Consider the following 23,281-nt stretch of genomic DNA (forward strand, 5'->3'; position numbering starts at 1 on the left):
AATTATTTATTTCACTGTTTTTGGTGATAAGAAACACAAATATTTGCAGCTTGACCGGCTAGTTCACTTCGATCGCTGGCAATAAAAATACCAGAAATATATTTCCCCTCGAGCGCAAACTTTCTGTAGTTTGTTGAATAGCGCTGACCAACAGTTAAGATACGTCCGTCGCTTAGGGTAAATTTGGCTTCGTCAATAGCACCATTACCCCAGGTTTCTATTGTCTCAATGACACCCCCATTGAGGTCAATTGAACTAGATTCGCCGGTAACAGTTCCTTGTTGATACTTATTACCATTTTCAAAGGTCACTTCTAATCCACCTACCCGTAAAGCGCCTCCGATACGTTGAATAAAACCTTTAACTGACTTGATTTGGGTTATACGGCCATTTATTAATTTTGGCTTAAATGGCTCCGGCATATTAATTTCGTCTTTTAATGCAAGAATTCGTGCCTGACTGGTTGGCCAGCCAAAGAAGGTTGAATAACTCAGTGTTTTTAAATACAGTCCCTTCGTATTGCTTCCATTTTTCTGGATATTTTGAATGATCTCGGTGTACTCCAAGCCATGCACCCGACAGTAGCCATGTACATACATAACATTGTTAGCCACAGTATTAGGCGCAGAGTCGTTGTATTGGATCTCTAATTCTGTATCGTAAATCCCTTGGATATAGCCTTCGACATGTTTAACCAATAGATCAATATTTCGTTGAAGTTGCCCAACTTCATTACTGTTCAGTCCAATATCGTCTTTACGCTCAATGCCCATAGTCCAGTACATTATTTGCATTAACGCGGTTGCTGAATACATCGGCAAAATATGATAGTTAGTTTTGTGATCAAAAGTAGTAAACTTGCGTTGTACACTGTCCAAATGTACCGATACGCTCATAAATAGACTTTTGGCTTCAGGTGTACCAGGATGATCCTGCAAAGCTGCAACTACGGAGGCAATCTTCCCCTTAAGTTCGGCAATATCACCCAATAGAATACCTTTAATAGCCTTAAGTACATTCTCTTCAATAAGTTGTTGTACCCGACCCAAAATTTCCTGCCAGATATCCCTCTCTTGGTCTTTCCAAAAGAAATCAATAATAGAGGATAAGTAATCACCGACATAAGGAATGAATGATATCCCTTTAAGCACTGCTTGCTTAAGAATTGCTGAGGAGTCCCAGTCAAATTCAAAGGCTGAAGTAGCATATACATTGTAAGGAACAAGTGCCGCTGTATTGCTATATTCTGTAATGTTATTCATTTAATATACCTATAGTTAAAGTTTAAAATAAAAAATCATGTCGCACTTTTTAAGACATTACTTTATTAAAGACAATTAATGGCCTCACTTCTGCATAAGCAGAAGTCAAAATTTAATAGTAAATATTTGGCCTTAACTATTGCGAAGGTGAGACCAGTTAATGTTTTATTTTCCTTTTTATAAAAATAAATTACCTTATATTAAGGCGGTGTTTATTTTTCCTCAGCGGTGACATATGCCTTACGGTTTGTATTGTTAATTAGAACAACCTTACTGTAATATAATGAATTAGATGGTGAAACTAATAACTTAGAATCACCGACATTTACGTCAATAGAGGTATACAAGAACCATTGACTCGTAAAGCTGTGCGACCAATAATATTGAGCTGTAATTATATTTGCAGCACCATCATTAGTGATCATTACATTTCGACGACTTTCAGGAATAATCGGTGTGCTGCGATAAAGGACCTCGGTACTTGAGTTAGGAGCAACCTCAGTTGGCACCCTAGCTCTGGCTTGTGCTGCGGTCAAAGTTAAATTCTCGGTATCAGCCTCAGTTAAGTTTTTAACGTCTACTTCATTTGTATCGGTATTGATAGTGATAGTTACCTTGTTCATATTTTACATCCTCTTTTTATGCCAACCATAGTGTTGGTGCCAGAAGAATACTCAACATGTCACTCATTAAAAAATCAATATTAGGTTAAAAGTAATGTTATTAGTATTTGTATGTTTTTATTTTAATTATTTATTATGTATTTTACCTTACTGCTATATTACTTTGACTTATAGATTCGGCATAATGCGGTAATTTAATTTTTATTACAATTAGTCGCAAGTTAACCAGTTACTGACAATGTAGATTTGATTAGTTGATAGAACACCTTGCTATAATTCAATGTGTTTTTTTACTCTGATTGGCACAGATAAAACCCCCATAAATAACCAATGGGATTCAACTCTGAGATTATATTACTGGATTTTTTATGAAAGAATGCAATGAGAAATATAATGTTGATTGAAAATTGGAACATTGTTGGCTCATGATTATTACGGCCACAACTCTAGCAAGAGTTCATTTTTCATTACCATAATACATATGAATCTCGCCATCATAGAGGGGCAAGATATGACTCTTGACTTTTCGTAGGGGACTTTAGGTGTTTCATGTCAGAAAAAATTAGCTCTGCGGTAGTGGCTTTATCCAGATTACACTTTTCCAACGCTAGATATAGACGGGAAAAATAATCTGGATAATTGCCCCAGCGCTCAACATCGAATGGTGGTGCGTCGCTTCTTTCAAAAATAGAGCGAGGAATAAGCTCGAAAGGATAGCTATTTTGGTTCGATAAGTTCGCGCTGTAATCGAATAACATCAACTGGGACAGGCTGATTAGCTAAAGAGTTTTTCGCCAAAGCGGTACGAGTCTTTTGACGGAATAAATCATTTTTTGTCTCCAATTCAGTTTGATTTTGAGCTTGTCTAGTTATGACAAAAGCTAAATTTTCAGCCTGACTTTTTAGTTGTAAAAGCCGGTTATTTAATAAGCCATTTTGCATTTTAAATTGTTTATTATCTTGCTGAATTTGGTTATAAGCTCGTTGCTGATAGCGTATCCATAATACACAAACAAGTAGTATGGCTAGAAATAGTCCGATACTATACATTTTTGAAATAGGTAATATCATGGGTAGCTCTTTCGTGAGAGTTCAAAATGTGGGCCATCCTTTAACGTCTTCCAATCGCCCCCCCATACTATGAGAATATTTAATTTTTCTGCGGAAATTTTCATTGCGTTTGCAACTACTTTAAATGCACTCCAGTTATCCCATGGAATAGATTGATTTATCCATGGGGCAAGATCTACAGCATGTCCAGTTAAATGACGACTATTTAACGTTTGGCTTTTACCGGTTAGTACCATTTGGCGTTGACGTGAAATATCACGGACGCCTTCAATGACACAAAAATCTATATCTGCAATCTCAAGTGCCAAATACACAATGTTAATAAGATGGGGATGAACGCCCCGTAAATTACTTTTACTGATGTGGCTAAGAATAAAGTTACTCATTTTACCTCCCTGAAGGATTGAAGAAACGACGCCATATATAGCTCAGAGCTGTGCTGCCCATTGCACCAAACAATCCAGAAAATATGAATGTCATGTAATAGCTAGCACCGCTTTCAAAGCTCAATAATCCACCTAATAAACCGGTGAAACTCGATATTATTACTTGGCTAATTACAGCCATCCAACTCCATTTGCAGCGGGTTCCTTGTTTATCTATTAGATATCTCACCACCCCTCCCCAGGCAGATAAGACACCGATGATTACCCACGTAATAACTTGTGTTTCTGCTGGGGGCTTTAGTGACATGATGTATCTCCATTTATTAGCCATATTCAATGGCTGATTTCGAATATCTGTTCATTATATTTCACCATAAAAATTAGTATAAATAATTATCTTAACCTGTAACTGGAGTAGTTGATTTTACTTCAGCACATGGGCCAAATAATAGTCAGACCCATGTCTATATATAAAAATATATTTTAGCTTTATTCTTGGTCCATAGCGAATGGATGAATATACTTCTTTTATCATAGTCGATTTATGTTAATTTTTCGTACTTGTTGGATTTCAAATAATATCTTGCAGTCTCTATACTATCCAAGTCATTTGCAATTATTTATGTTTATCCTATTTGTTACTTGTGATCATCTTTAATTATAATTTAGCTGTCGTTATTGTCAGTGTCTTAAGATTGCTTACCGGCTAACTAACCAAGATTATATGGCGTCGTTTTTGTTAACATTCAGTAGAGATTTGAGCAATAAGCAGAGAATTCCATTATTTGTTGTGATAATGGTTATCGTATCTCGATGAACTTTACAATGTCCACCACTATTCATAGAAATAGATATCTGGATAGCATCCCCTATGGCGGATAATTTACTTCTTAGCCGATAGGCTAACTGTGAGACATTGCCTTTAACTATAGTATTCTCTCTTCCGCTCCAGACATGAGTTATAATTTCATCTATAGGTATCTTATTTTTTTTTCTCTTACTTATTAGTAATTCTAGCATTAAAAATTCCTTTTCTGTTAACATAATTTTCTTATTGTTATAATGCAATGATTTTTGTGCCCCATCGATAAACAAGATTTTCATTATCATTCTCCATATGAGTGAATTATCTATTAACTAAAGATGATAATTCATGGAGTGATTAATTAACATGCTAAATTATATTTGAATTTTATTTTTTGAACAAAGTAACAGAACATGTGATTGGTAATTCTTTCTATTTTTTTGTTATTGTAATCTTGGATGTTATATTTTTAATTTTTCGAGTTTGGATTGCATCATTAACGTGATTTTTCTGTCGCGATGATACTCCTTATCAGGTAAGAAATGCCGTTGATTTTAATTGGAATTATCTCACTAAAAATATTACTACCCTGATTATTCATACGAAATATGTAAATCCCCCATTCGTTTAGCTCTGGTTTAAGTTTGCCGTGAAAATTAAACTACTCCATATTTGTAGGTTTGTTGCATTAACAGAGCGAGGTCGGCAAAATAGCACTGCCTATTTTTCAGGCCGCCAGCAGATAAAATTGTTCTGCCGGTGACAATTGGTCATCAGTAGGATGATGAAGTTGTCCTTTGCGGATTATCTGTAACAGCTCAATACTAGGCGGATACACTGAGCAATAATATCGACGGGATAATGCAGGCGATAGAAGGCGTCTCGGATCAGAGACATGGGCAGGTAACATCACAAAAAAAAACAGCATGTTACCTAACAACGTCTTAATGCGACAGAGCCTGCTATATCCCATTCGCTCTCATCGGGCTAAATTTGTACTAAATTGATTGGGACTTTGATAGATAAAGTCTGTGATGAAGATAAGTACTCACTATTTACTGACTTACCACTATTAATGCAACACAGTCGTATAACCATCAATTCGTATTTATTTGAATAATTAATAAAAGCATCTATTTTTATTAAAACAATTCAACTTTATATGAATTATAATCCTTTGTTTTAATTCAATATTAAAAATTAAATTTGAATAAATAAAAATAAACTCGATCTCCCTTGCATTTTATATTTACCAGCTATAATTAATTTTGCATGACTACTTAGCGAATTATTCATCATGCATGTTCATTTGTTGGTTAATTCTTCTGAAATATTACGAAGGTGGATGCCCGTGTTTTTAATTTAATATTAAATTAATTTATCGGCTGTGTTCCGTTCAATGATGATTAAGTCCAATTACGTGGAAATTTATCTATGAAAGCAAGTAGTAATAAAGTTGTCGATCAGCTTGATGCCGCGATATCACGGAGTGGTTATAATGCAGTAAGCGAGTTTTTTCAGTATCATGCGCGTGGTGAAGACTTAGTGATTAACGGTAAGCCTTCTTACTCCAATGAAGATGCTGGATTACAAATTACTCGCACTGATCAAACGTGGAATGGTAAATATATTTTTGATCAGCCGGTAAAGCTGACTTATTCATTTTTAGATAGTGTTACTCGAATTCCGGGGGGCGATAAGGGTTTTGTTAAATTTAACCCCGCACAAATTGCCACTGCTAAATTATCATTACAGTCATGGTCAGATGCTGCCAATATTACATTCACAGAAATCACTCCCAACCAAAAAGCTAATGTTACATTTGGCAATTTTACACTTTCTCACGACGGGTCACTGGCTGATTCACAGGCCTATGCACTTTTGCCCGGCAGTGGAAGTTCATCTGGTTCTACCTGGTACAATTATAACGTCGATAATATACGCCACCCGGATACCATGGAATATGGACGGCAAACACTAACCCATGAAATAGGGCATGCTCTAGGCCTTAGCCATCCCGGTAATTATAATGCAGGGGAGGGAACACCGACTTATAAAGATGTGACTTATGCGGAAGATACCCGTCAGTTCAGTATTATGAGTTATTGGAACGAAAAAAACACCGGAGGCGATAACAAAGGGCATTATGCTGCTGCACCGATGTTGGATGATATTGCTGCTATTCAGCATTTATACGGAGCGAATATGACGACCCGCACCGGTGATACCATATACGGTTTTCATTCCAATACCAATCGTGATTATTACACTGCAGCGGACAGCAGTAAGGCATTAATTTTTTCGGTCTGGGATGCCGATGGTAACGATACCTTTGATTTTTCCGGTTATAGCAATGATCAACGTATTAACTTGCATGAGAAATCCTTCACTGATGTCGGTGGTCTGAAAGGCAACGTTTCCATTGCGGCCGGTGTGACTATCGAAAATGCGATTGGTGGCTCAGGTAACGATATCATCGTGGGTAACGACGCTCGTAATACCTTAATGGGAGGTGATGGTAATGATATCTTGTTCGGCGATGGCGGTGCTGATGTGTTGTGGGGAGGGACAGGTAAAGATATTTTTGTATTTGGCAAAGTTAGTGACTCCACCCCACAAGCTGCTGATTGGATAATGGATTTTGAACGTGGCATTGACAAGATTGATCTTTCAGCTTTCAATTTTGCCAACAATGGCGGCTTCCATTTTGTTAATAGTTTCAGCGGTAAAGCAGGCGAAGCTATGCTGACTTATGATGCTGGAAGCAATGTTAGTGAGCTAGCATTAAATAATGTGACAGGCGACCATTTATTCTCCGATTTTTTAGTGAAAATAATTGGGCAGCCAGCACAAGAAACAGATTTTATTGTTTGATAACCTATATTTATGAAACAAAAATAACGTCTAATGAATTTTATTAGACGTTATTAGTAAGTTAAACCAAGAATGATGAGGTTATATAGTGATATCGTCTGTGCTTTATGCAAGTAATTAGATATTTTGGTTTTGTTGATTTTAATTGCCATTCCTTGATTTTAATAATTCAAAGCATATAATTAGAATGCATCGTGATGATTTGATAATTATTTTTTACCTATTAATTAGTCGGCAAATTATATTATGTCATAGTATAGCTTTATGTGATGCCACTACAAAGGATATGACATGGATTCACTTTCTTACATGGGAAAATATTTATCCATTAATTAATGTGGGCTGTCGACGTGGTGGTAAATTTAATTAATTACAAGGAACTTGACGTTGAAATCAATCAATAAAATAGCTAATGATCAGATCGATAACACTATTAACCAAAGTGGCTATAGTGCTGTTATTGATTTATTTCGTGACTCAGTTCGAGGTGATGGTTTTACTACGTCAAGTGGAAAGGTTAGTTTTGATTTAGGTAAGTCGGCTCTGCAGTTAAACCGTAGCGAACTAAATTGGAATGGAAAAACGACCTTAGGGCACGATGTTGATCTAACTTATTCATTCCTCGATTTGCAGTCTCAAAAATCGGATGATGTTCACTGGTTTATTAAATTCAATCCTGAGCAAGTGGCACAAACTAAATTTTCACTGCAATCCTGGTCTGATGTCGCTAATATCCACTTCACCGAGGTGGGGCCAACCGAAAAAGCCAATATTACATTGGGCAACTATTCATTAACGGCTGATGGGCAGTTGGCGGGAGGGCAGGCATATACCAGTTCCAGTTACACTTCTGGTCCTAACGAAAGAATTGCTGATACCAGCACTTGGTATAATTACAATATGGATAATATCCGAGAGCCAGAGAAAATGGAGTATGGTCGCTTGACTCTGGCGCACGAATTGGGACATGCACTTGGTCTGAGTCACCCTGCGAATTATAACGCCGGACAGGGTAATACTTTTGCCAAGGATGCGGTTTATGGTGAAGATACTCGTCAGTTCAGTATCATGAGTTATTGGGATGCTTGGCAATCCGGGGCTGACCATCAGGGGCACTACGCGTCAACGCCACTGGTAGATGATATTTTTGCAATTCAGCGTCTTTACGGTGCGAATATGGATACCCGCACGGAAGATAATATCTATGGTTTCAACTCCAACACTCAGCGCGACTCTTTTACCCTGACAGATAGCAGTGATCAGAAAGTATTCTCTGTTTGGGATGCGGGCGGCATTGATACCTTTGATTTCTCAGGCTATAGCGTTGATCAACGTATCAATCTGGAAGAAGCTGCTTTTTCTGATGTCGGGGGATTAAAAGCTAACGTTTCAATCGCCGCCAACGTGACGATTGAGAATGCCATTGGTGGTTCTGGTAATGATGTTCTGGTGGGTAATGGAGCAGATAACGAACTACGTGGTGGCGCAGGTAATGATGTTCTGTTCGGCGGCGGCGGCGCAGATAAACTTTGGGGGGGCAGCGGTAGCGATATTTTCGTTTTCGGCCGGACCACGGATTCTTCACCAAGTGCGCCAGACTGGATCATGGATTTTGAGGGCGGTATAGATAAAATCGATTTATCCGTTTTTAATACTGGCAGCGGTGGTATTCACTTTGTCGATCATTTTAGCGGTTCTGCCAGTGAAGCATTATTAACTTATGATCCGCAGACTAATATCAGCGATTTGGCATTAAATGTTGATGGCGGGCAATTATTACCTGATTTTCTTGTGAAAATTGTGGGGCAGCCAACTCAGGCAACTGATTTTATTGTTTGATGTGATTGCTATCCAACGTCTGGTTGATTTAATCAGACGTTTTTATCACGTATTACAGAAGTAGTAATTAAAAAACTCTCAACCGTGTTAGAGATGAAAATAGCATATAAATCAAGAATAATGAGTTTTATAGTTGCATGTAGAGTGGGTTAATTATTGCTGAATGCCTCTTTATATTATGAATTATGGAACAGTCTGATCTAAAGATAGCGTTTATCTTATAGGGCTGTGCTGATAAGAGTAAACCAGCGTCCGGGTGATAAGCCGAGCACTGTTTATAATGGAGTATTTATGGTGAAGAGGTCATTACGTCAACCTTATCGGTCACTGTTTAGTGCCATATTGGCGATATCAACTTTAATGAGTTCAGGAGCGATGATGGCGAGCAGTCTGGTGCTACCGAATGCCAGTGATTTAAGTGGTCAATGGCAATTACAGTTAAATAGCTCTGTTGTGAAAGTCTGCGGCATTGAGCTGAAATCCACGGCAATTAAACCCAACTTGACCTGGCATGCCAGCGGAGAATCCTCCTGCCTTAAACAGTTACTGGGTAGTGCTCCGCAGGGCTGGCGTCCAACGCCGGACGGCATTACTTTAACTGATGGGACTGGTAATGCATTGGCATTTTTTGAACGAGCACAAGAAGGTTATGAAATGACTTTGCCGGATAATACCGGAGTGGTCACATTGCGCCGTATACCGAATTAACACCAATCTACTTCATCTAATGACTTTATTTTTTTCCTTGAGAGGTAAAGCCATAAACATAATATTTCGCTTGTCAGAAAACCATTAAAGGAAAGATATGGTTTCTCATTCAATTCCTAATTATGACCGATTGCGAGAAGCGCTAGGTGCATGTCGTCAGAGTTTCTACGGTGTGGGTGTATTCAGTGCCATTATTAATATACTGATGTTGGCACCTTCCTTGTATATGTTGCAGGTGTATGACCGGGTTTTGGCTTCGGGTAATGAGATGACATTGCTGATGCTAACATTACTCATGGTTGGTTTATGTTTTTTTATGGGAGCGCTAGAGTGGGTGCGTAGTCTGGTGGTTATCCGTCTTGGTACCCGACTGGATTTGCGTCTCAATCAACAGGTTTTCAATGCGGCTTTTGAGCGTAACTTGCGTGATGGTGATGCCAAAGCAGGACAGGCGTTAACGGATTTAACTCAATTACGCCAGTTTGTCACCGGTAATGCTCTGTTTGCCTTCTTCGATGCTCCTTGGTTTCCGTTATTTCTCGCTGTGGTTTTCCTGTTACATCCGTGGCTGGGTCTGCTGGCGTTGGGGGGTGCTATTTTTCTGATCATCCTCACCTGGTTAAACCAACGTATTACCCACCACCCATTGGCGCAAGCCAATAAGCTGTCAATGCAAGCAACCCATCAGGCCAATACGCATTTACGCAATGCGGAAGTGATTGAAGCGATGGGAATGTTAGGCAATATGCGTAAGCGCTGGTTAGCGCAGCACTATGGTTTTATCCGTCAGCAGAATCTGGCGAGTGAACGCTCTGCGGCTGTGACTGCTTTATCGAAAAGCTCGCGCATTGTTTTACAATCTTTGATGCTAGGTTTGGGGGCATTACTGGCGGTAAACGGTGAGATTACCGCGGGTATGATGATCGCCGGATCTATTTTGGTCGGGCGAGTGCTTAGTCCTATCGACCAGTTAATTGGGGTCTGGAAGCAATGGGTTGCAGCACGTCAAGCCTGGAACCGCTTGCATTTACTGTTACACAATCATCCCCATCGTGAAGACAGCATGTCCTTGCCAGCACCGACAGGTGAGCTGAGTGTTGAACACATCACTTTCCGCCCCAATACCAATCAACCTCCGCGTTTGCATAATATTCATTTTTCTCTTAATGCGGGGGAAACTCTGGGGATTCTGGGTGCTTCCGGCTCGGGGAAATCCACTTTGGCACGCTTGTTAGTTGCAGTACAAGCGCCGAGTCAAGGGACTGTGCGGCTGGATTCAGCCGATATGAATCAGTTAGATAAAGAAGTATCGGGTGCATATATCGGCTACCTTCCACAAGATATTCAATTATTCAGCGGTACTCTGGCGGAGAACATTGCCCGATTCGGTACCACTGACAGTGGGAAAGTGGTTGCCGCTGCAAAGTTGGCCGGGGTTCATGAGCTGATCCTCTCACTGCCTCAAGGTTATGACACGGAGCTTGGTGAGAGTGGTGCGGGTCTGTCGGGCGGTCAACGCCAACGGATAGCGCTGGCAAGAGCAGTATATGGTGATCCTTGTTTTTTGGTGCTGGATGAGCCGAATGCCAGTTTGGATACCGCCGGGGATCGTGCCCTGTTGACGGCACTGGATGCGCTACAAAAACGCGGTTGTACCTTGGTGTTGATCACTCATCGTCCTGCGTTGACCGCTCGTGCACATAAGTTATTGATCCTGAATCAGGGGCAACAGCAGCGATTTGGTCCGGCAGGTGAAGTGATGGCCGAGCTACAGCAGCTAAATGCGTCCAATCAGCCTGAACTAAAGCGCGCTGCGCAAACAACAGGCATACCGGGTTGAGTGGCAATAAGAAGAGAAGCAAGTCATATGTCCGAACACAATAAAAAAACGGAACAGGTATTTTTGCAGGAAATACAACGCAGTGAGAATCGGGCATTGTCTTGGGGATGGGGGTTGGTATTGGCCGGTTTTGGCGGTTTTATCCTTTGGGCTCTACTGGCCCCGTTGGATAAAGGGGTTCCGATTACGGGTACTGTGGTGGTTTCTGGCAACCGAAAAGCCATTCAGCACCCCGAAGGCGGTATTGTTGACCACATTATGGTTCATGATGGCGACAGGGTCGTTGCCGGTGAAGTGCTACTGACTTTAAATGCTGTCAGGGCACGCTCCGCCAGTGATGGACTAACATCGCAGTACTATCAGTTGCTGGCGAACGAAGCTCGTTTATTGGCCGAGCAAAAGGGGGATAAACAGTTGGTGGAGACGCCTCGTTTACAACAGGTGAAGCGGCAGACTGGTATGGATGAAATACTGGCCTTACAACAACTATTACTTGATAGCCGCCAACAGGCATTACAGTTGGAAAGTGATGGATTACGCGCCAATATTGCCGGTTTACAGGCCGCGATGGGGGCGCAGAAGCAAGTTCTTGGTAGCAAGAATAGCCAAAAGCAAGCATTGTCCCAACAGTTGGACGGATTGAAATCGTTAGCGGATGAGAACTATGTCCCGCGCAATAAAATGCTGGAAAGTAAGCAGCTTTATGCGCAACTTAACGGCGAAATAGCGCAGATTGTCGGCGAAATCAAGCGGGGCGAGCGGGAAATACAGGAACAAAATTTCCGTATCCAACTGCGTCAACAAGAATATCGGAAAGAGGTCAACACCCAGATGGCGGAAGTGCAGTCCACCATAACTGAAGTGTTCAGCCAGTTGGAAAAAGCGAATTTCGATCTGGCAAATATACAAATGCGGTCGCCGGTAGCCGGTACCGTGGTGGAGATGAAAGTCTTTACCGAAGGTGGTGTTATCGCTGCAGGCCAGTCCTTGATGGAAATTTTGCCTGATGACCAACCGCTCTTTGTGGATGCGCGAGTACCGGTAGAAATGGTGGATAAAATCCACTCTGGCTTAGTGGTGGAATTGCAGTTCACAGCGTTTAATCAGAGCACTACGCCGAAAGTAGAAGGGACGGTAAAATTGTTGTCTGCTGACCGGATATTAGATGAACGAACCCAAGAGCCTTATTACAGTTTATGGGTAGAAGTCAGTGAGGCGGCGCGGCAGAAGTTGGATCACTTAGAAATCAAGCCCGGTATGCCGGTTCAAGGATTTGTCCGTACCGGTGAACGCTCAATGATTAATTATCTATTTAAGCCATTGATGGATCGCTTGCACATAGCATTAACGGAAGAGTAGGGAGCATTGGATGCCATTAACTTTACGAATCATTTTTTTCATCCTGTTAGTGTTACCTGAGCGGGGAGATGCACTGGGATTACTCGATGCATGGGAATTGGCAGTACATAATGATCCACAATTTCGGGCTGCGGGTTATGAGCGGGATGCAGGGCAAGAGGAGGTCGCTTTGGGTTTATCTGGCTTATTACCCTCCTTGCAATACAGCTATGGGGCGAACACCAATTACTCCACAGTGAGTCAGGCTGATAACCGTAGTAACAGTAAGGTGAAACGGGATTACGATAGCTATGTCTCCATGCTGTCTTTGCGGCAACCATTAATTGATTACGGCGCCTATGCCCGCTATCGCCAAGGCATTGCGCGTAAGTTATTCGCAGATCAACGCTATCGTGATAAAAGTCAGGAATTGATCGTCCGGCTGTATCGGGCTTATAGCAGCGCCTTATTAGCTCAGGAAAAAACATCCCTATTAAATGCCCAATTACGTGCTTATGAGGAACAGATCCAACTGAATCGTCGGTTATTGGTTGCCGGGGAGGGCACACAAACAGATATTGATGAAACGGCTGCACGCCTGACGTTGACTCAGGTACAACTTATTGAGCAACAAGATGCGTTGGATAGCCAGTTAACCGAACTGGAAAATATGATGGGTCGATCGGTTAATTTGGCAGAGTTACGGCCATTAACGTTGGACACTCTGCCACAGAATATCAGCGATGACCGCACACTGGCGCAGTGGCGCTGTCTGGCTATTCGCTATAATGCCCGTCTTGCCGGCCAGCGGGAGAATCTGGATGCCAAACATTATGAAATAGAAAACAGTCGTAGCGGTCATCTGCCGACCTTGCAACTGGTGGCCTCCTCCCGTAATTCTCGCTCTGAAGCGGAATATAATTATAACCAGAAATATGATACGCAAAACATTGGTCTACAGTTGAATGTGCCTATTTATGCGGGGGGGAGTGTTTCCAGTGCGACTCGGCAGGCAACGGCACATTATCAACAGTCGCAGGCGGAGCTCGATCAAGAAACCAGACAGGTATTGGCGGAACTCAAACGCCAGTTCAATCTCACGAGTAGTGGTGCCGCCAAAATACGTGCGTGGCAAATGACGGTAGATTCAGCGCAAAAGGTACTGCTGGCTACCCGGCGCAGCGTATTGGGCGGTGAACGAATCAATCTGGATGTCTTATTGGCTGAGCAGCAACTGTATAACTCGCGGCGGGATTTGGCAGAAGCGAAATACAGTTGGCTCCAATCATGGCTAGAGCTACGCTACAACGCAGGGACTTTGCAAGAAAATGATATTCTGCAATTAGCTGCGTGGTTTGAGCCAGAGAAACGCTAAAACTGGTTGTCACTCCCAACCTCAGAGCAGACACTTCAAGCCTGAATGTTCCGAGATAACGTTTTTGCATCAATAAGCTCCTCTTCTATAGCGGCTTAGACATCAAGTTTACGGCCAGTCAGCCATTCCACCATTACCGGGTCGCGATGCGAGAAGAACGCGCTGGTTGCGGTATCAAGAGCTGCTATCTGTAGCATGTCTTCAGAACTGAGTTCAAAATCGAGAATGTTGATATTCTCTTCCATACGCTCTTTTCGCACTGATTTTGCCAGCGAAACGATGCCGCGTTGGACGATCCAGCGCAGGATAACCTGACCCACGTTTTTGCCGTACTTCTCACCAATCGCAGTTAATACGGGATGCTGGAATAGCCCGTTTTTCCCTTCAGCAAAAGGTGCCCAGGCTTCAGGTTGAATCCCATGGTTTTGCATCCACGGTAGTGTTACGTGCTCCGAAGGCAGCTGCCAATAGCCGTTCCCCGCGTATTTCAGCCAGTAGCGGCATGCGACTCATTAGGACGGATAAGAAAGAGTATGTCAGCGGCCTGCTGGACTCTGACCTGTGGGAAATCACCCGCGATGAGTGGAATGCCCTTCAGATCAGCTGATAGTAGTCATGGATTGTCCGCTCACAGCGGACCTGATGACCTTGCTATCTGTTCACATATCATTCAGAGCCCACACCAATTGTCTTAACGTTCGTAAAGGCGGAGACCAAATGCTGATGGATAAAGGGAACTAAACTATTTGGCATCAGTGGTTATCTCGCTGGATGCACGATTTATGCTTACGACCCAGTAATCAAGCAAGTATTCAGTTGCTCTGCTATGAAGAAAGAATTCCTAAAACTGTTGTTTGAAGAGTCGCGAACAAAAAATTGATACCGTAATAAACGTGAGATATCCCTATGCCGATATTCTAGAAAGTAGCTCACTGGCCGCTACTGGGTGGCCAGTTGCCGCTTGCTCACTGGGAGGAACGAATACCATTGATATAATAGAAAGATAATTTTCAATAGGAGCAAATATTATTGCCAGATAATTCTTAATCTAGAATCGTACTCGATTAACCATGCAATATAAGAAGAGGTCAGAGTTCATTCACCTTTATAAGATATGTTATGCTGACCAGATTAATGCCACATAAAAATAAATTAAAATATTTGGTGAAGTAATTTAGTAAGTAGACAAGGGAAATGGAGATAAAAATGGATAAAAGCTATATTATCAATGGGAATGTCATATTCTATCCTGGCAGCGGTATAGTATCTTCACTATTAACTGGTAATACAGTTAAACTTAATGCCCCTACGGCACAATTATTAGAGGCTTTTGTCTCCCGTGTGGGAATGACAATTTCACAAAGTGAACTTTATAATATTGCCTGGGGTGAAAAAGGTTCGAGTGTCACTCCTAACACGTTGTATCAAAATATCTCTTTATTACGAAAAGCACTCAAAGATGTTGGTGTTATCGGTGAGTCTGTAACAACTGTTAGAGGGAAAGGTTTTATTTTTACTATGGCAACAGTTATAGAGAATATGACTGATAACGAGATTGTGAAAAACATCAGTTTAGAGTGTAGCGATAACAAAACAAAAAAAAAGATGATTATTGTATATTCAATAATGATGGGGGTTTGTTTTATACTAATTTTACTGTACTTTTTTATAAAATCACAACCTGGTTATTTTGTTGCAAGAAAGTCTGATGGATTTTCCTTTAGTCATATAAATGAAAAATGTTTCATATATTATGATAATAGTAATGATATGAATTCAATCATCCCCGATATAGATGTTTTTTTAGAAGGCACTCTATCATCTTGCCAAGTTTACCCCTATGTTTATATATCTCTGAGTGAACTTCACTCCACTATTTCACTAACATCGTGTAAAAATGAAATCATAAACAACAGTAAAAATGTATGTAAGACAGAGTTGTTTTATGATTTTGACTCACTAAATAGATAATACTGCATTACCGTACGTCAGATAATAATGCTGTATAACCAGATTGTTTTTTGAGCGATCAATACCTCTTCTAATGTATTCATCTAATTTTTCAGTATATCCCCACATTTTAAATAGATATAAATTAATTAAGGGAGCCAAGGTGTGAGTATTGTACTCATACATGGCTTTAGGTTATCAAGAGGATGGTAAAAATGATATTTTTAATATTAATCAATATGTTGCATTTGAATTTCGGATGGGCGTTAAGTAGGATAGGCAACTGAAAAATTTAAGTTATCTATCTTAACTATATATATTGTGCTAGTTAAGAATTAATTAAAACTGTTTTATTTTATTTTTTGCAGACATGAAGTAATAATCCCACCTCTTAAAAAACGAAGAGTGGAAGTTTAGTTATGTGCAAAAGGAATAAAGATATTATTAAGGATGGTGGTAATTTAAGAACAAAAATTGCCACCATTGTGTGTTTCGCATTTTCAGTACTCTCTACTTCACCTCAAGCTGCGGCTGAAGATGGCACCATTACTTTTACGGGAGCAGTCTCTGCTGTTACTTGTAAAATTACTGGTGGAACAGAAGCAGGGAGTGCCGGGACTAATGATTTTACCGTTCCGCTTAAAACTGTCAGTACTTCTGCATTATCAAGTGTTGGTCAACGTGCGCAAGCAACTAAATTTTATATAGCACTAACAGGAGCAGAATGTACTGATGGCGCAAAAGCAAATGTGAATTTTGAAAGAGCCAGAGGCACGATTGACGATAGCACTGGCAATTTGAAGAATTCTGCTGTAGACGCTGCAGCTAATGTGCAAATTAGTATTCTAAATAAAGATACTACTCCTTTAAATTTAGCGGTAGCAAATGATAAACATCAAGAAGAAACTATTTCAGGTAACAGTGCTCGATTTGATTATTGGGCAGAATATGTAGCCACCGGAGTGGTGACTGCGGGTAATGTAGAATCAAGTCTTATTTATTCTATAGTTTATAACTAATTTTTGGGGGCTTGCTCTTTAAGAGCCAGTCCCCGATGATTATTTTTTTCAATGGTTTTAGGATGTAGGAAATGAAGTTATTAAAAATACTTCTAATAGGTTTTTTTGCGTGTGGAGGATATTCGGCCTATGCCTCTATTCAAATTATGGCAACGCGAATAATTTTTGATGAAAAAAGTAAAGAACAAGTTATTAGAGTCAATAATATTGGGGGGCTCCCCTCATTAGTCCAAGTGTGGTTAGAATCCGATAGGGATTCCATAGATTCTGGTGATGTGGAAAAAGAAGATTTGCCTTTTGTTATTAGCCCTCCAGTTTCGCGAATAAATGCAGGGAAAGGAAAGTCGTTTAGAGTTTTTAAAACAGAAGAAGCAAAAGTAAAATTTCCCCGTGATAGAGAGACATTGCTCTGGGTAAATGTGCTTGATATACCACCAGAGGTGGAAAATGATAATGCAAAAAATAAGCTAAATCTTGCATTTCGTACACGCTTAAAGTTCTTATATCGCCCAATCGGCTTATCTTCAGATCCAAGAGTTGCGGCTGAAAGTGTTAGTTGGGTGGCAAAAAGGACAGGTAAGGCGATTAATATCAAAGGTGAGAATAAGTCACCGTATCACATATCAATCGGTAAATTTGTAGTAACTGATGGCAGCAAGAAAATTGATTTAACGGGAGGGATGATCCTTCCTTATTCGAACTATGAATTTGATTTTAAGGTTACAGACCTTAGTAATCAGCCTATTAAATTATTTTATAGCTATATTACTGATTTAGGTGCATTTGTAGAAAAGGAAATAATATTAGAATAATAAGTTAAATATAAAATAACAATACAGGCGCTATGATTATAATGAAATTTTTCATTTTTGGTATTACCCTATGTTTTTTCCCACTACAGTCATTTGCTGTGGGGAAATATAATTCTATTCCACAGGGACAGGTTAAATTTAAGTCTGGCTTTATGAAGTTTTATGATCATGGGATTAATTTAGAGGATTTTGATGGTGAAGATACAGTAAAAGCTGGAAAGTATTATGTAGAAATGAATTTAAACTCAAAAAATATTGAAAGTTTAAGTGTTAACTTTATTGAAACAGATAAAGAACAAGGTGTTCAACCTTGTTTCACTCCGAAAGATATACTGGCTTTTGGTGTAAGACTGAGCATGCTCCCTCAGGACTGGCAAGGCAATGGTTGCATCTTAATTAACGATATTATCCCAGATGCAACAATAACTTTTGACGATAGCGATCAGAAGCTATATCTGACGATACCACAGGTCTATGTGGAGAGTACGCCTAATGGATATATTAGACCAGAGTTATGGGATGAGGGTGTACCAGCATTAACCTTAGCTTATAGTTTTAATGCATCTAATTATAAAAACTCATCTGAATATAATGATAATAAAAAAAACAAACAATTTTATTATGGCAGCTTGAATACATCAGCAAAGCTAGGACCATGGCGATTTTATACTAATGGTATGGCAAATAGTAGTAGTGATGAAAGTGTAACGTGGAATAACCAATCTGCTTATATACAGAGATCATTCGCGGCCAATCAGTCACAATTTATCCTTGGAGATGTGAATACTACTGGGGCTATGTTTAATACCACGCCACTTCGGGGGCCAGTCTATATACTGATGATCGCATGCTGCCAAATTCTATGCGGGGATATGCACCAGTAATCAGAGGGGTCGCCGATAGTAATGCCTTGGTCACCATCCGACAAAATGGCAATGTTATCCATGAAACAAATGTTCTCTCCTGGCGAGTTTATTATAAATGATTTAAATACAGCCGGTTATGGTGGGAATCTTGAAGTAACTATCAGAGAAGCAAGCGGGAATATAAGAGTACAAGTTGTGCCTTATTCTAGTATTCCTCAACTTTTACGTGAAGGATACTCAAGATACACGGCCACAGTAGGTGAAATAAGAAGCTCAAACCTTAGTGATCCACCTATGTTATTTGAGGGGAGCTATCAATATGGATTTAATAATTATATTACTGGCTATGGTGGTATACAGAAAACTATATCAACTGATTATTTTGCATTGCTTGGTGGGGTTGCATTTAATACACCAATCGGTGCGTTAAGTTTTGATGCGACACGTTTTCAACTTCAGTTAAAGCAGATGATGAATCGCAATGTGACTCTACATTTTGCAATATGAGTTTTAAAGTAAGCCTGGCGAAGGTCGTTGAACCAACAAAAACTAATTTTAGCTTAATGGCATATCGCTATTCAAGTAGTAATTATTTTACATTAATGGATGCGCTTAATACCGTTGAGGCCCAAAAGAGTGGCAAAGGTATTCGGACTGAAAATTATCGCGAAGTACTTGAAGCAAATATAAATCAAAATCTATCCCCTGGTTGGGGAAGCCTCTTTTTAACAACCTACTATGGTCGATACTGGCATAAAGATGTTAATGAGAAGAATACGTTAAACTACCAAGTTGGCTATGCAAACTCGGTAGGGTCAGTCAATTATAGCTTAGGTTTTAATCGGTTAAATAATCGCTATGGTAATGGTGAGAATACCTTACGTTTATCACTCAGCATTCCATTAGATACGGCTTCAAGTTATCGTAATAGGCCAAGATTAACGTCGACAATAAGTCATAATGATCGCGAGTCCCGATTAAAAACAGCGATTAGTGGTACTGTGGGCGAACATCAAGAATATAGCTATGGATCTTGGATCGATGGAACAAGCAATAGTGATCGCAATTTCGGCGTTAACGGTGGATATAGTGGTAACACATCATTAATAAATCTTGGTTATAGCCAAGGTAGATCGAACTCTATGGCTTCAGTAAATTTAAGTAGTGGTATTGTCGTGCATGCCGGCGGAGTGAACCTATCGCATTCTATTAGCGATACCCTGGGTATTATTGAAGCCAAAGGTGCGACTGGAGCCAGTATTTATCCTTATACAAATGCGCGGGTAGCTAAAAATGGATATGCTATTTTACCGTATTTGTCACCATTTCAATATAATGATATCTCTCTTAATGTAAAAGATATGCCAACTAATATAGAGATTGAAGAGGATAGAATTAAAATAGTGCCAACAGCAGGTGCTTCTGTATTGGTTAAGTTTGATACTAAAAATATTAATAACCAAATTCTTAAGATTAAGAATGAAGAAGGACACTATATCCCCTTTGGGGCCAACGCCTATAATGCTGCTGGTGATTCACTAGGTGTGGTTGGTCAAGGTGGGAATATCATTCTCTCGAGTGAGAAATCGCAGAGTATTACTATTGTTTGGAACAGTAAAGAAGGTATACAGAAATGTTTTATCAACTATATACCTGAACTCTATTCTGACTATGAAAACATAAAAATCGTCAACACTATTTGTCGTAATGAAAGTAGCCAACCTAATTGAGGTGAATGTTATATGTTAATTATTAGGATGTTAACCCTTATTGCTTTGTCGTTAGGTTGGATGAGTTCGAGTGTAATAGCTGCAACCTGTTCGGGAAATGTAGCAACGGTTGCTATGCCTCAATTGGTTCTTAACCCAGCAGAAAATGGAGCAATAGGTACTGTTCTTGGATCGCGGCTTATTCCCGTTAATACATTAAATTATACCTGTGGGGTGGGGGTAAAAACCCGCCTAACGTCTACTTATACGCGCGGTAATTCTTTATCAGCTCTTCCTGATGTATACAGTACTGAAATTGGTGGTGTAGGAATCAGAATAAAATGGCCCGTTAGCCGTGACGCTGCTTATTTTCCAACGATTCAAGATTGTCAATCGCCTTGCACCATAAATAATGACGGTTTATTAATCGAATTTATTCAAATCGGAAAAATAACAGCGGGGGATATCCCCCAGGGTGAAATTGCAAAGGTTGTCCTTACTGCAGCTGAGGAGACAAGCAATAGTGTAACATTATTATCTATAGTGTTAACAGCCAATACTTCAGTTGTTGTACGTTCCTGCATGATCGCAAATTCAAATTTAAATATTGATTTGGGCAGCTATCCTCTTTCTGATTTCAATACAGGTAATAAACATGGAACTCAAGTTCCATTTTCAATCTCAGTATATTGTCCACAGGCGTCTTCTGTAAAAATAGCATTTACCACTGTTGAACAACAACCTGTAGGCTCCTCTAGAGGGGTTATCCGAAATACTATTCCCGTTGAAAATGGTGGTGCGAAAGGGAATAGGGACAAGGATGTTAACTGGGAATGGGATTATTGCTCAACAGGTGGATGGTACAAAATCATCCGAAATTATATTTAACGTAGATGAACATAAAGATCTGAACTATTTTGCTCAAATATACATAGTGGATTCAGATAGGAAAAACATCACATCAGGAAATGTTGCTGGCCAAGTTTATTTCAATTTAACGATAGAGTAATATCATGTTTGGTATCGTCAGAATGGTTATTATTAATAGGATGTATTTAACAGGCTGCATTGTCGCGCCATTCGCATTTATGTGCGCACAGGTTAATGCTCAAATACAGCCACCACAATTAAATACTCAAGCATCAAACGCATCCAGAGAATTAGATAGACTGGAACGTAGCCGTACACGCTCAATGATTCAAGATGAAAAACGTAGAGAGAGCGAAATAAGACGTCAGAATAATATTCTCAATGAGCAGCATGAGGATAGTCTTTTGAAGTCAAAATATACGTTTTTTATTCATCATATTAGTATTGAAAACGATGATATCTATGCCAATTCACCACAAAGGCAGAAGATTATTATGCAATTCTTAGATACTGAGATGGGACAAAAGGAGATAATGGAATTGGTTAAGGATTTGACCAATTTCTATGTTGGCAAGGGTTATGCGACAACGCTGGTGACTGTTCAACCGGGTAGTTTACGTGAGGGGGTACTTAAATTAGAGGTATTATGGGGGAAGATTTCAGGATTTAGTGTCGAGGGGAATCCACCCACATTCTTTGAAAAAACCAGACTGTTTAGTGCAATTCCTTTTGCCCAAGGGAATAAGCTTAAAATGTCAGATATTGACCAAGGGTTGGATAACTTACTTCGAGTTTCGAGGACTGATAAATTACAAATTGTTCCATCGGATGACTTTGGCTACTCAACTTTAGATCTCAGTAATTCAGCGTATTTCCCTATCTCACTCTCTGTAGGGATGAATAACTCAGGCCGTGAGGCTGATGGTTGGCATCAATACAATTCGACTTTGACAGTAAATAATTTTTCCGGATTTAATGACTCTTTATCTTTCTATTATGCTTACAATGATTTGTATGCCAAAACCGATAGTCAAAGTTCTTGGTCTATGAATTACAGTTTACCACTTGGCTATTGGTTGCTAGATGCTTCCTTATATCGTTTCGAATATGAGAAGGTTATTGGTGGATACTTTGGTGGCTATCATAGTGAAGGTTCTTCCCAGCGAGCTTCTACTAAATTAAGCCGAGTTATTTTTCGAGACGCAGTGGGGAAGTTTAGTGCTTATACAAAAGTCGAAGGCCGCGATAATACTAATAAAATAGAAGATATAAAAATAGGGTTAGTAGTAAAAAATACAGCAGTATTGCCCTTGGGGTAACTCGGGTTGGCACACTTTGGGGGGGCGGTTTATTTTGGGATCTGAGTTCGACTGCGGGTGTTCCCTGGTTTGGTGCAGCATGGAAAAATGAACCTGACTTAAAAGGGTTTGATCTAAACTACATAAAATATAATGGCATAATTAGCTGGTCTAAGTCATTGGCCCAATATGGTCCAGTGAGTTTATCATATGAAGTTAACTCAGGATTTCAATTTACAAAAGATATATTAGTGAGTGATGGTAAACAATCAATTGGTGATGAATATACCGTTCGTGGTTACAAAGAAAGTTCAGTATCGGGACATAACGGTGGTTACATTTCCAATACAGTTCAGCTGCCCATTGCTATCAATAAATTGGGGATATGGCAGGTGTCGCCTTTTGCTGGCTATGATCTTGGTTTTATTAAAAACAACTGTACTGATGATATGGGCTCGTGCCCTGCAGAGTATTTAACTGGAGCTGCTCTTGGCCTTAAGGCTGTAGGTAGTCATTTCTCCACTTCATTAACATTGGGTTATCCTCTAACCAAACCATCAACATTAAGGAATTCTGATATTGATTCTAGAACACTAAGTTACAGGTTTGATTTACGATTCTAAATAAATAATAAAT

General features: G+C 39.9%; 18 protein-coding genes and 5 pseudogenes. 15 read left to right on the plus strand and 8 right to left on the minus strand.

Annotated elements, in window-relative coordinates; all coding sequences use genetic code 11:
- Nucleotides 1–11: 11 nt before the first annotated feature.
- The 7 genes and pseudogenes from Q2T72_RS06160 to Q2T72_RS06190 form a co-directional block, all read right to left on the minus strand.
- Nucleotides 12–1,262 carry an insecticidal delta-endotoxin Cry8Ea1 family protein gene (locus tag Q2T72_RS06160; protein WP_372568818.1) on the minus strand — a complete coding sequence of 417 codons (1,251 nt, stop codon included), beginning with the start codon at nucleotides 1,260–1,262 and terminating at the stop codon, nucleotides 12–14.
- Between the two features lie 212 nt (nucleotides 1,263–1,474).
- Nucleotides 1,475–1,885, minus strand: a complete 411-nt coding sequence (locus Q2T72_RS06165) for a hypothetical protein (protein WP_372568819.1) — start codon at nucleotides 1,883–1,885, stop codon at nucleotides 1,475–1,477.
- A 717-nt stretch (nucleotides 1,886–2,602) separates the two neighbouring features.
- Nucleotides 2,603–2,956, minus strand: coding sequence for a DUF2570 domain-containing protein (locus Q2T72_RS06170; protein WP_083159811.1), 354 nt, complete (start codon nucleotides 2,954–2,956; stop codon nucleotides 2,603–2,605).
- Nucleotides 2,953–3,342, minus strand: a complete 390-nt coding sequence (locus Q2T72_RS06175) for a M15 family metallopeptidase (RefSeq protein ID WP_083159808.1) — start codon at nucleotides 3,340–3,342, stop codon at nucleotides 2,953–2,955. Before Q2T72_RS06175 ends, Q2T72_RS06170 begins: the two co-directional genes overlap by 4 nt.
- A gap of 1 nt (nucleotide 3,343) precedes the next feature.
- On the minus strand, nucleotides 3,344–3,649 hold the full coding sequence (locus Q2T72_RS06180) for a phage holin family protein (protein ID WP_083159806.1): 306 nt from the start codon (nucleotides 3,647–3,649) through the stop codon (nucleotides 3,344–3,346).
- 413 nt (nucleotides 3,650–4,062) lie between these two features.
- Nucleotides 4,063–4,446: a winged helix-turn-helix domain-containing protein gene (locus Q2T72_RS06185; RefSeq protein WP_372568820.1), complete on the minus strand. Its 384-nt coding sequence runs from the start codon at nucleotides 4,444–4,446 to the stop codon at nucleotides 4,063–4,065.
- Between the two features lie 428 nt (nucleotides 4,447–4,874).
- Nucleotides 4,875–4,970 (minus strand): annotated as a pseudogene (locus Q2T72_RS06190) (IS6 family transposase); the annotation flags it as partial.
- 611 nt (nucleotides 4,971–5,581) lie between these two features.
- Here Q2T72_RS06190 and Q2T72_RS06195 point away from each other — a divergent pair.
- The 6 genes from Q2T72_RS06195 (at nucleotide 5,582) to Q2T72_RS06220 (ending at nucleotide 14,121) form a co-directional block, all read left to right on the plus strand.
- Nucleotides 5,582–7,021 carry a serralysin family metalloprotease gene (locus Q2T72_RS06195; protein ID WP_372568821.1) on the plus strand — a complete coding sequence of 480 codons (1,440 nt, stop codon included), beginning with the start codon at nucleotides 5,582–5,584 and terminating at the stop codon, nucleotides 7,019–7,021.
- A gap of 387 nt (nucleotides 7,022–7,408) precedes the next feature.
- Nucleotides 7,409–8,860, plus strand: coding sequence for a serralysin family metalloprotease (locus Q2T72_RS06200; RefSeq protein ID WP_372568822.1), 1,452 nt, complete (start codon nucleotides 7,409–7,411; stop codon nucleotides 8,858–8,860).
- Between the two features lie 291 nt (nucleotides 8,861–9,151).
- Nucleotides 9,152–9,568, plus strand: coding sequence for a protease inhibitor Inh/omp19 family protein (locus tag Q2T72_RS06205; RefSeq protein WP_372568823.1), 417 nt, complete (start codon nucleotides 9,152–9,154; stop codon nucleotides 9,566–9,568).
- A gap of 97 nt (nucleotides 9,569–9,665) precedes the next feature.
- Entirely contained in the window at nucleotides 9,666–11,408 is a 1,743-nt protein-coding gene (locus Q2T72_RS06210; RefSeq protein WP_372568824.1) for a type I secretion system permease/ATPase, read from the plus strand.
- Between the two features lie 27 nt (nucleotides 11,409–11,435).
- Nucleotides 11,436–12,767 carry an HlyD family type I secretion periplasmic adaptor subunit gene (locus Q2T72_RS06215; protein WP_372568825.1) on the plus strand — a complete coding sequence of 444 codons (1,332 nt, stop codon included), beginning with the start codon at nucleotides 11,436–11,438 and terminating at the stop codon, nucleotides 12,765–12,767.
- Nucleotides 12,768–12,777: 10 nt separating this feature from the next.
- Complete coding sequence (locus Q2T72_RS06220) at nucleotides 12,778–14,121, plus strand: TolC family outer membrane protein (protein WP_372568826.1); 1,344 nt, start codon at nucleotides 12,778–12,780, stop codon at nucleotides 14,119–14,121.
- A 95-nt stretch (nucleotides 14,122–14,216) separates the two neighbouring features.
- Here the strand turns inward: Q2T72_RS06220 and Q2T72_RS06225 are convergent.
- A pseudogene (locus Q2T72_RS06225) lies at nucleotides 14,217–14,561 on the minus strand (aldo/keto reductase); the annotation flags it as partial.
- On the opposite strand from Q2T72_RS06225, the pseudogene Q2T72_RS06230 reads away from it, so the two are divergent.
- The 9 genes and pseudogenes from Q2T72_RS06230 to Q2T72_RS06270 all read left to right on the plus strand — a co-directional run.
- Nucleotides 14,561–14,728, plus strand: a pseudogene (locus Q2T72_RS06230) (GNAT family N-acetyltransferase); the annotation flags it as partial. The pseudogenes Q2T72_RS06225 and Q2T72_RS06230 overlap by 1 nt on opposite strands.
- Nucleotides 14,729–15,327: 599 nt before the next feature.
- Complete coding sequence (locus Q2T72_RS06235; RefSeq protein WP_372568827.1) at nucleotides 15,328–16,092, plus strand: transcriptional regulator; 765 nt, start codon at nucleotides 15,328–15,330, stop codon at nucleotides 16,090–16,092.
- A 398-nt stretch (nucleotides 16,093–16,490) separates the two neighbouring features.
- Nucleotides 16,491–17,090 (plus strand): fimbrial protein, encoded by a 600-nt coding sequence (locus Q2T72_RS06240; protein WP_372568828.1) that lies wholly within the window; start codon nucleotides 16,491–16,493, stop codon nucleotides 17,088–17,090.
- Between the two features lie 71 nt (nucleotides 17,091–17,161).
- Nucleotides 17,162–17,902: a molecular chaperone gene (locus Q2T72_RS06245; RefSeq protein ID WP_083159786.1), complete on the plus strand. Its 741-nt coding sequence runs from the start codon at nucleotides 17,162–17,164 to the stop codon at nucleotides 17,900–17,902.
- 41 nt (nucleotides 17,903–17,943) lie between these two features.
- Nucleotides 17,944–18,887: pseudogene (locus Q2T72_RS06250) on the plus strand (FimD/PapC N-terminal domain-containing protein).
- Nucleotides 18,808–19,275 (plus strand): fimbria/pilus outer membrane usher protein, encoded by a 468-nt coding sequence (locus Q2T72_RS06255; protein ID WP_372568829.1) that lies wholly within the window; start codon nucleotides 18,808–18,810, stop codon nucleotides 19,273–19,275. The pseudogene Q2T72_RS06250 and the gene Q2T72_RS06255 overlap by 80 nt, the downstream one beginning before the upstream one ends.
- Nucleotides 19,272–20,498 (plus strand): fimbria/pilus outer membrane usher protein, encoded by a 1,227-nt coding sequence (locus Q2T72_RS06260; protein WP_372568830.1) that lies wholly within the window; start codon nucleotides 19,272–19,274, stop codon nucleotides 20,496–20,498. Before Q2T72_RS06255 ends, Q2T72_RS06260 begins: the two co-directional genes overlap by 4 nt.
- 12 nt (nucleotides 20,499–20,510) lie before the next feature.
- Nucleotides 20,511–21,365 (plus strand): fimbrial protein, encoded by an 855-nt coding sequence (locus Q2T72_RS06265; protein ID WP_372568831.1) that lies wholly within the window; start codon nucleotides 20,511–20,513, stop codon nucleotides 21,363–21,365.
- Between the two features lie 305 nt (nucleotides 21,366–21,670).
- Nucleotides 21,671–23,268, plus strand: a pseudogene (locus Q2T72_RS06270) (ShlB/FhaC/HecB family hemolysin secretion/activation protein).
- Nucleotides 23,269–23,281 lie beyond the last annotated feature (13 nt).

This window comes from Yersinia sp. 2466 StPb PI, from assembly GCF_041538325.1.
In the GTDB taxonomy this organism is placed as follows: domain Bacteria; phylum Pseudomonadota; class Gammaproteobacteria; order Enterobacterales; family Enterobacteriaceae; genus Yersinia; species Yersinia enterocolitica_E.

What these genes read in the sequence shown, in the direction of transcription:
- Q2T72_RS06160 (WP_372568818.1), bottom strand. Translation starts at nt 1,262, where the DNA reads ATGAATAACATTACAGAATATAGCAATACAGCGGCACTTGTTCCTTAC.
- Q2T72_RS06165 (WP_372568819.1), bottom strand. Translation starts at nt 1,885, where the DNA reads ATGAACAAGGTAACTATCACTATCAATACCGATACAAATGAAGTAGAC.
- Q2T72_RS06170 (WP_083159811.1), bottom strand. Translation starts at nt 2,956, where the DNA reads ATGATATTACCTATTTCAAAAATGTATAGTATCGGACTATTTCTAGCC.
- Q2T72_RS06175 (WP_083159808.1), bottom strand. Translation starts at nt 3,342, where the DNA reads ATGAGTAACTTTATTCTTAGCCACATCAGTAAAAGTAATTTACGGGGC.
- Q2T72_RS06180 (WP_083159806.1), bottom strand. Translation starts at nt 3,649, where the DNA reads ATGTCACTAAAGCCCCCAGCAGAAACACAAGTTATTACGTGGGTAATC.
- Q2T72_RS06185 (WP_372568820.1), bottom strand. Translation starts at nt 4,446, where the DNA reads ATGAAAATCTTGTTTATCGATGGGGCACAAAAATCATTGCATTATAAC.
- Q2T72_RS06195 (WP_372568821.1), top strand. Translation starts at nt 5,582, where the DNA reads ATGAAAGCAAGTAGTAATAAAGTTGTCGATCAGCTTGATGCCGCGATA.
- Q2T72_RS06205 (WP_372568823.1), top strand. Translation starts at nt 9,152, where the DNA reads ATGGTGAAGAGGTCATTACGTCAACCTTATCGGTCACTGTTTAGTGCC.
- Q2T72_RS06210 (WP_372568824.1), top strand. Translation starts at nt 9,666, where the DNA reads ATGGTTTCTCATTCAATTCCTAATTATGACCGATTGCGAGAAGCGCTA.
- Q2T72_RS06215 (WP_372568825.1), top strand. Translation starts at nt 11,436, where the DNA reads ATGTCCGAACACAATAAAAAAACGGAACAGGTATTTTTGCAGGAAATA.
- Q2T72_RS06220 (WP_372568826.1), top strand. Translation starts at nt 12,778, where the DNA reads ATGCCATTAACTTTACGAATCATTTTTTTCATCCTGTTAGTGTTACCT.
- Q2T72_RS06235 (WP_372568827.1), top strand. Translation starts at nt 15,328, where the DNA reads ATGGATAAAAGCTATATTATCAATGGGAATGTCATATTCTATCCTGGC.
- Q2T72_RS06240 (WP_372568828.1), top strand. Translation starts at nt 16,491, where the DNA reads ATGTGCAAAAGGAATAAAGATATTATTAAGGATGGTGGTAATTTAAGA.
- Q2T72_RS06245 (WP_083159786.1), top strand. Translation starts at nt 17,162, where the DNA reads ATGAAGTTATTAAAAATACTTCTAATAGGTTTTTTTGCGTGTGGAGGA.
- Q2T72_RS06255 (WP_372568829.1), top strand. Translation starts at nt 18,808, where the DNA reads ATGCCTTGGTCACCATCCGACAAAATGGCAATGTTATCCATGAAACAA.
- Q2T72_RS06260 (WP_372568830.1), top strand. Translation starts at nt 19,272, where the DNA reads ATGAGTTTTAAAGTAAGCCTGGCGAAGGTCGTTGAACCAACAAAAACT.
- Q2T72_RS06265 (WP_372568831.1), top strand. Translation starts at nt 20,511, where the DNA reads ATGTTAATTATTAGGATGTTAACCCTTATTGCTTTGTCGTTAGGTTGG.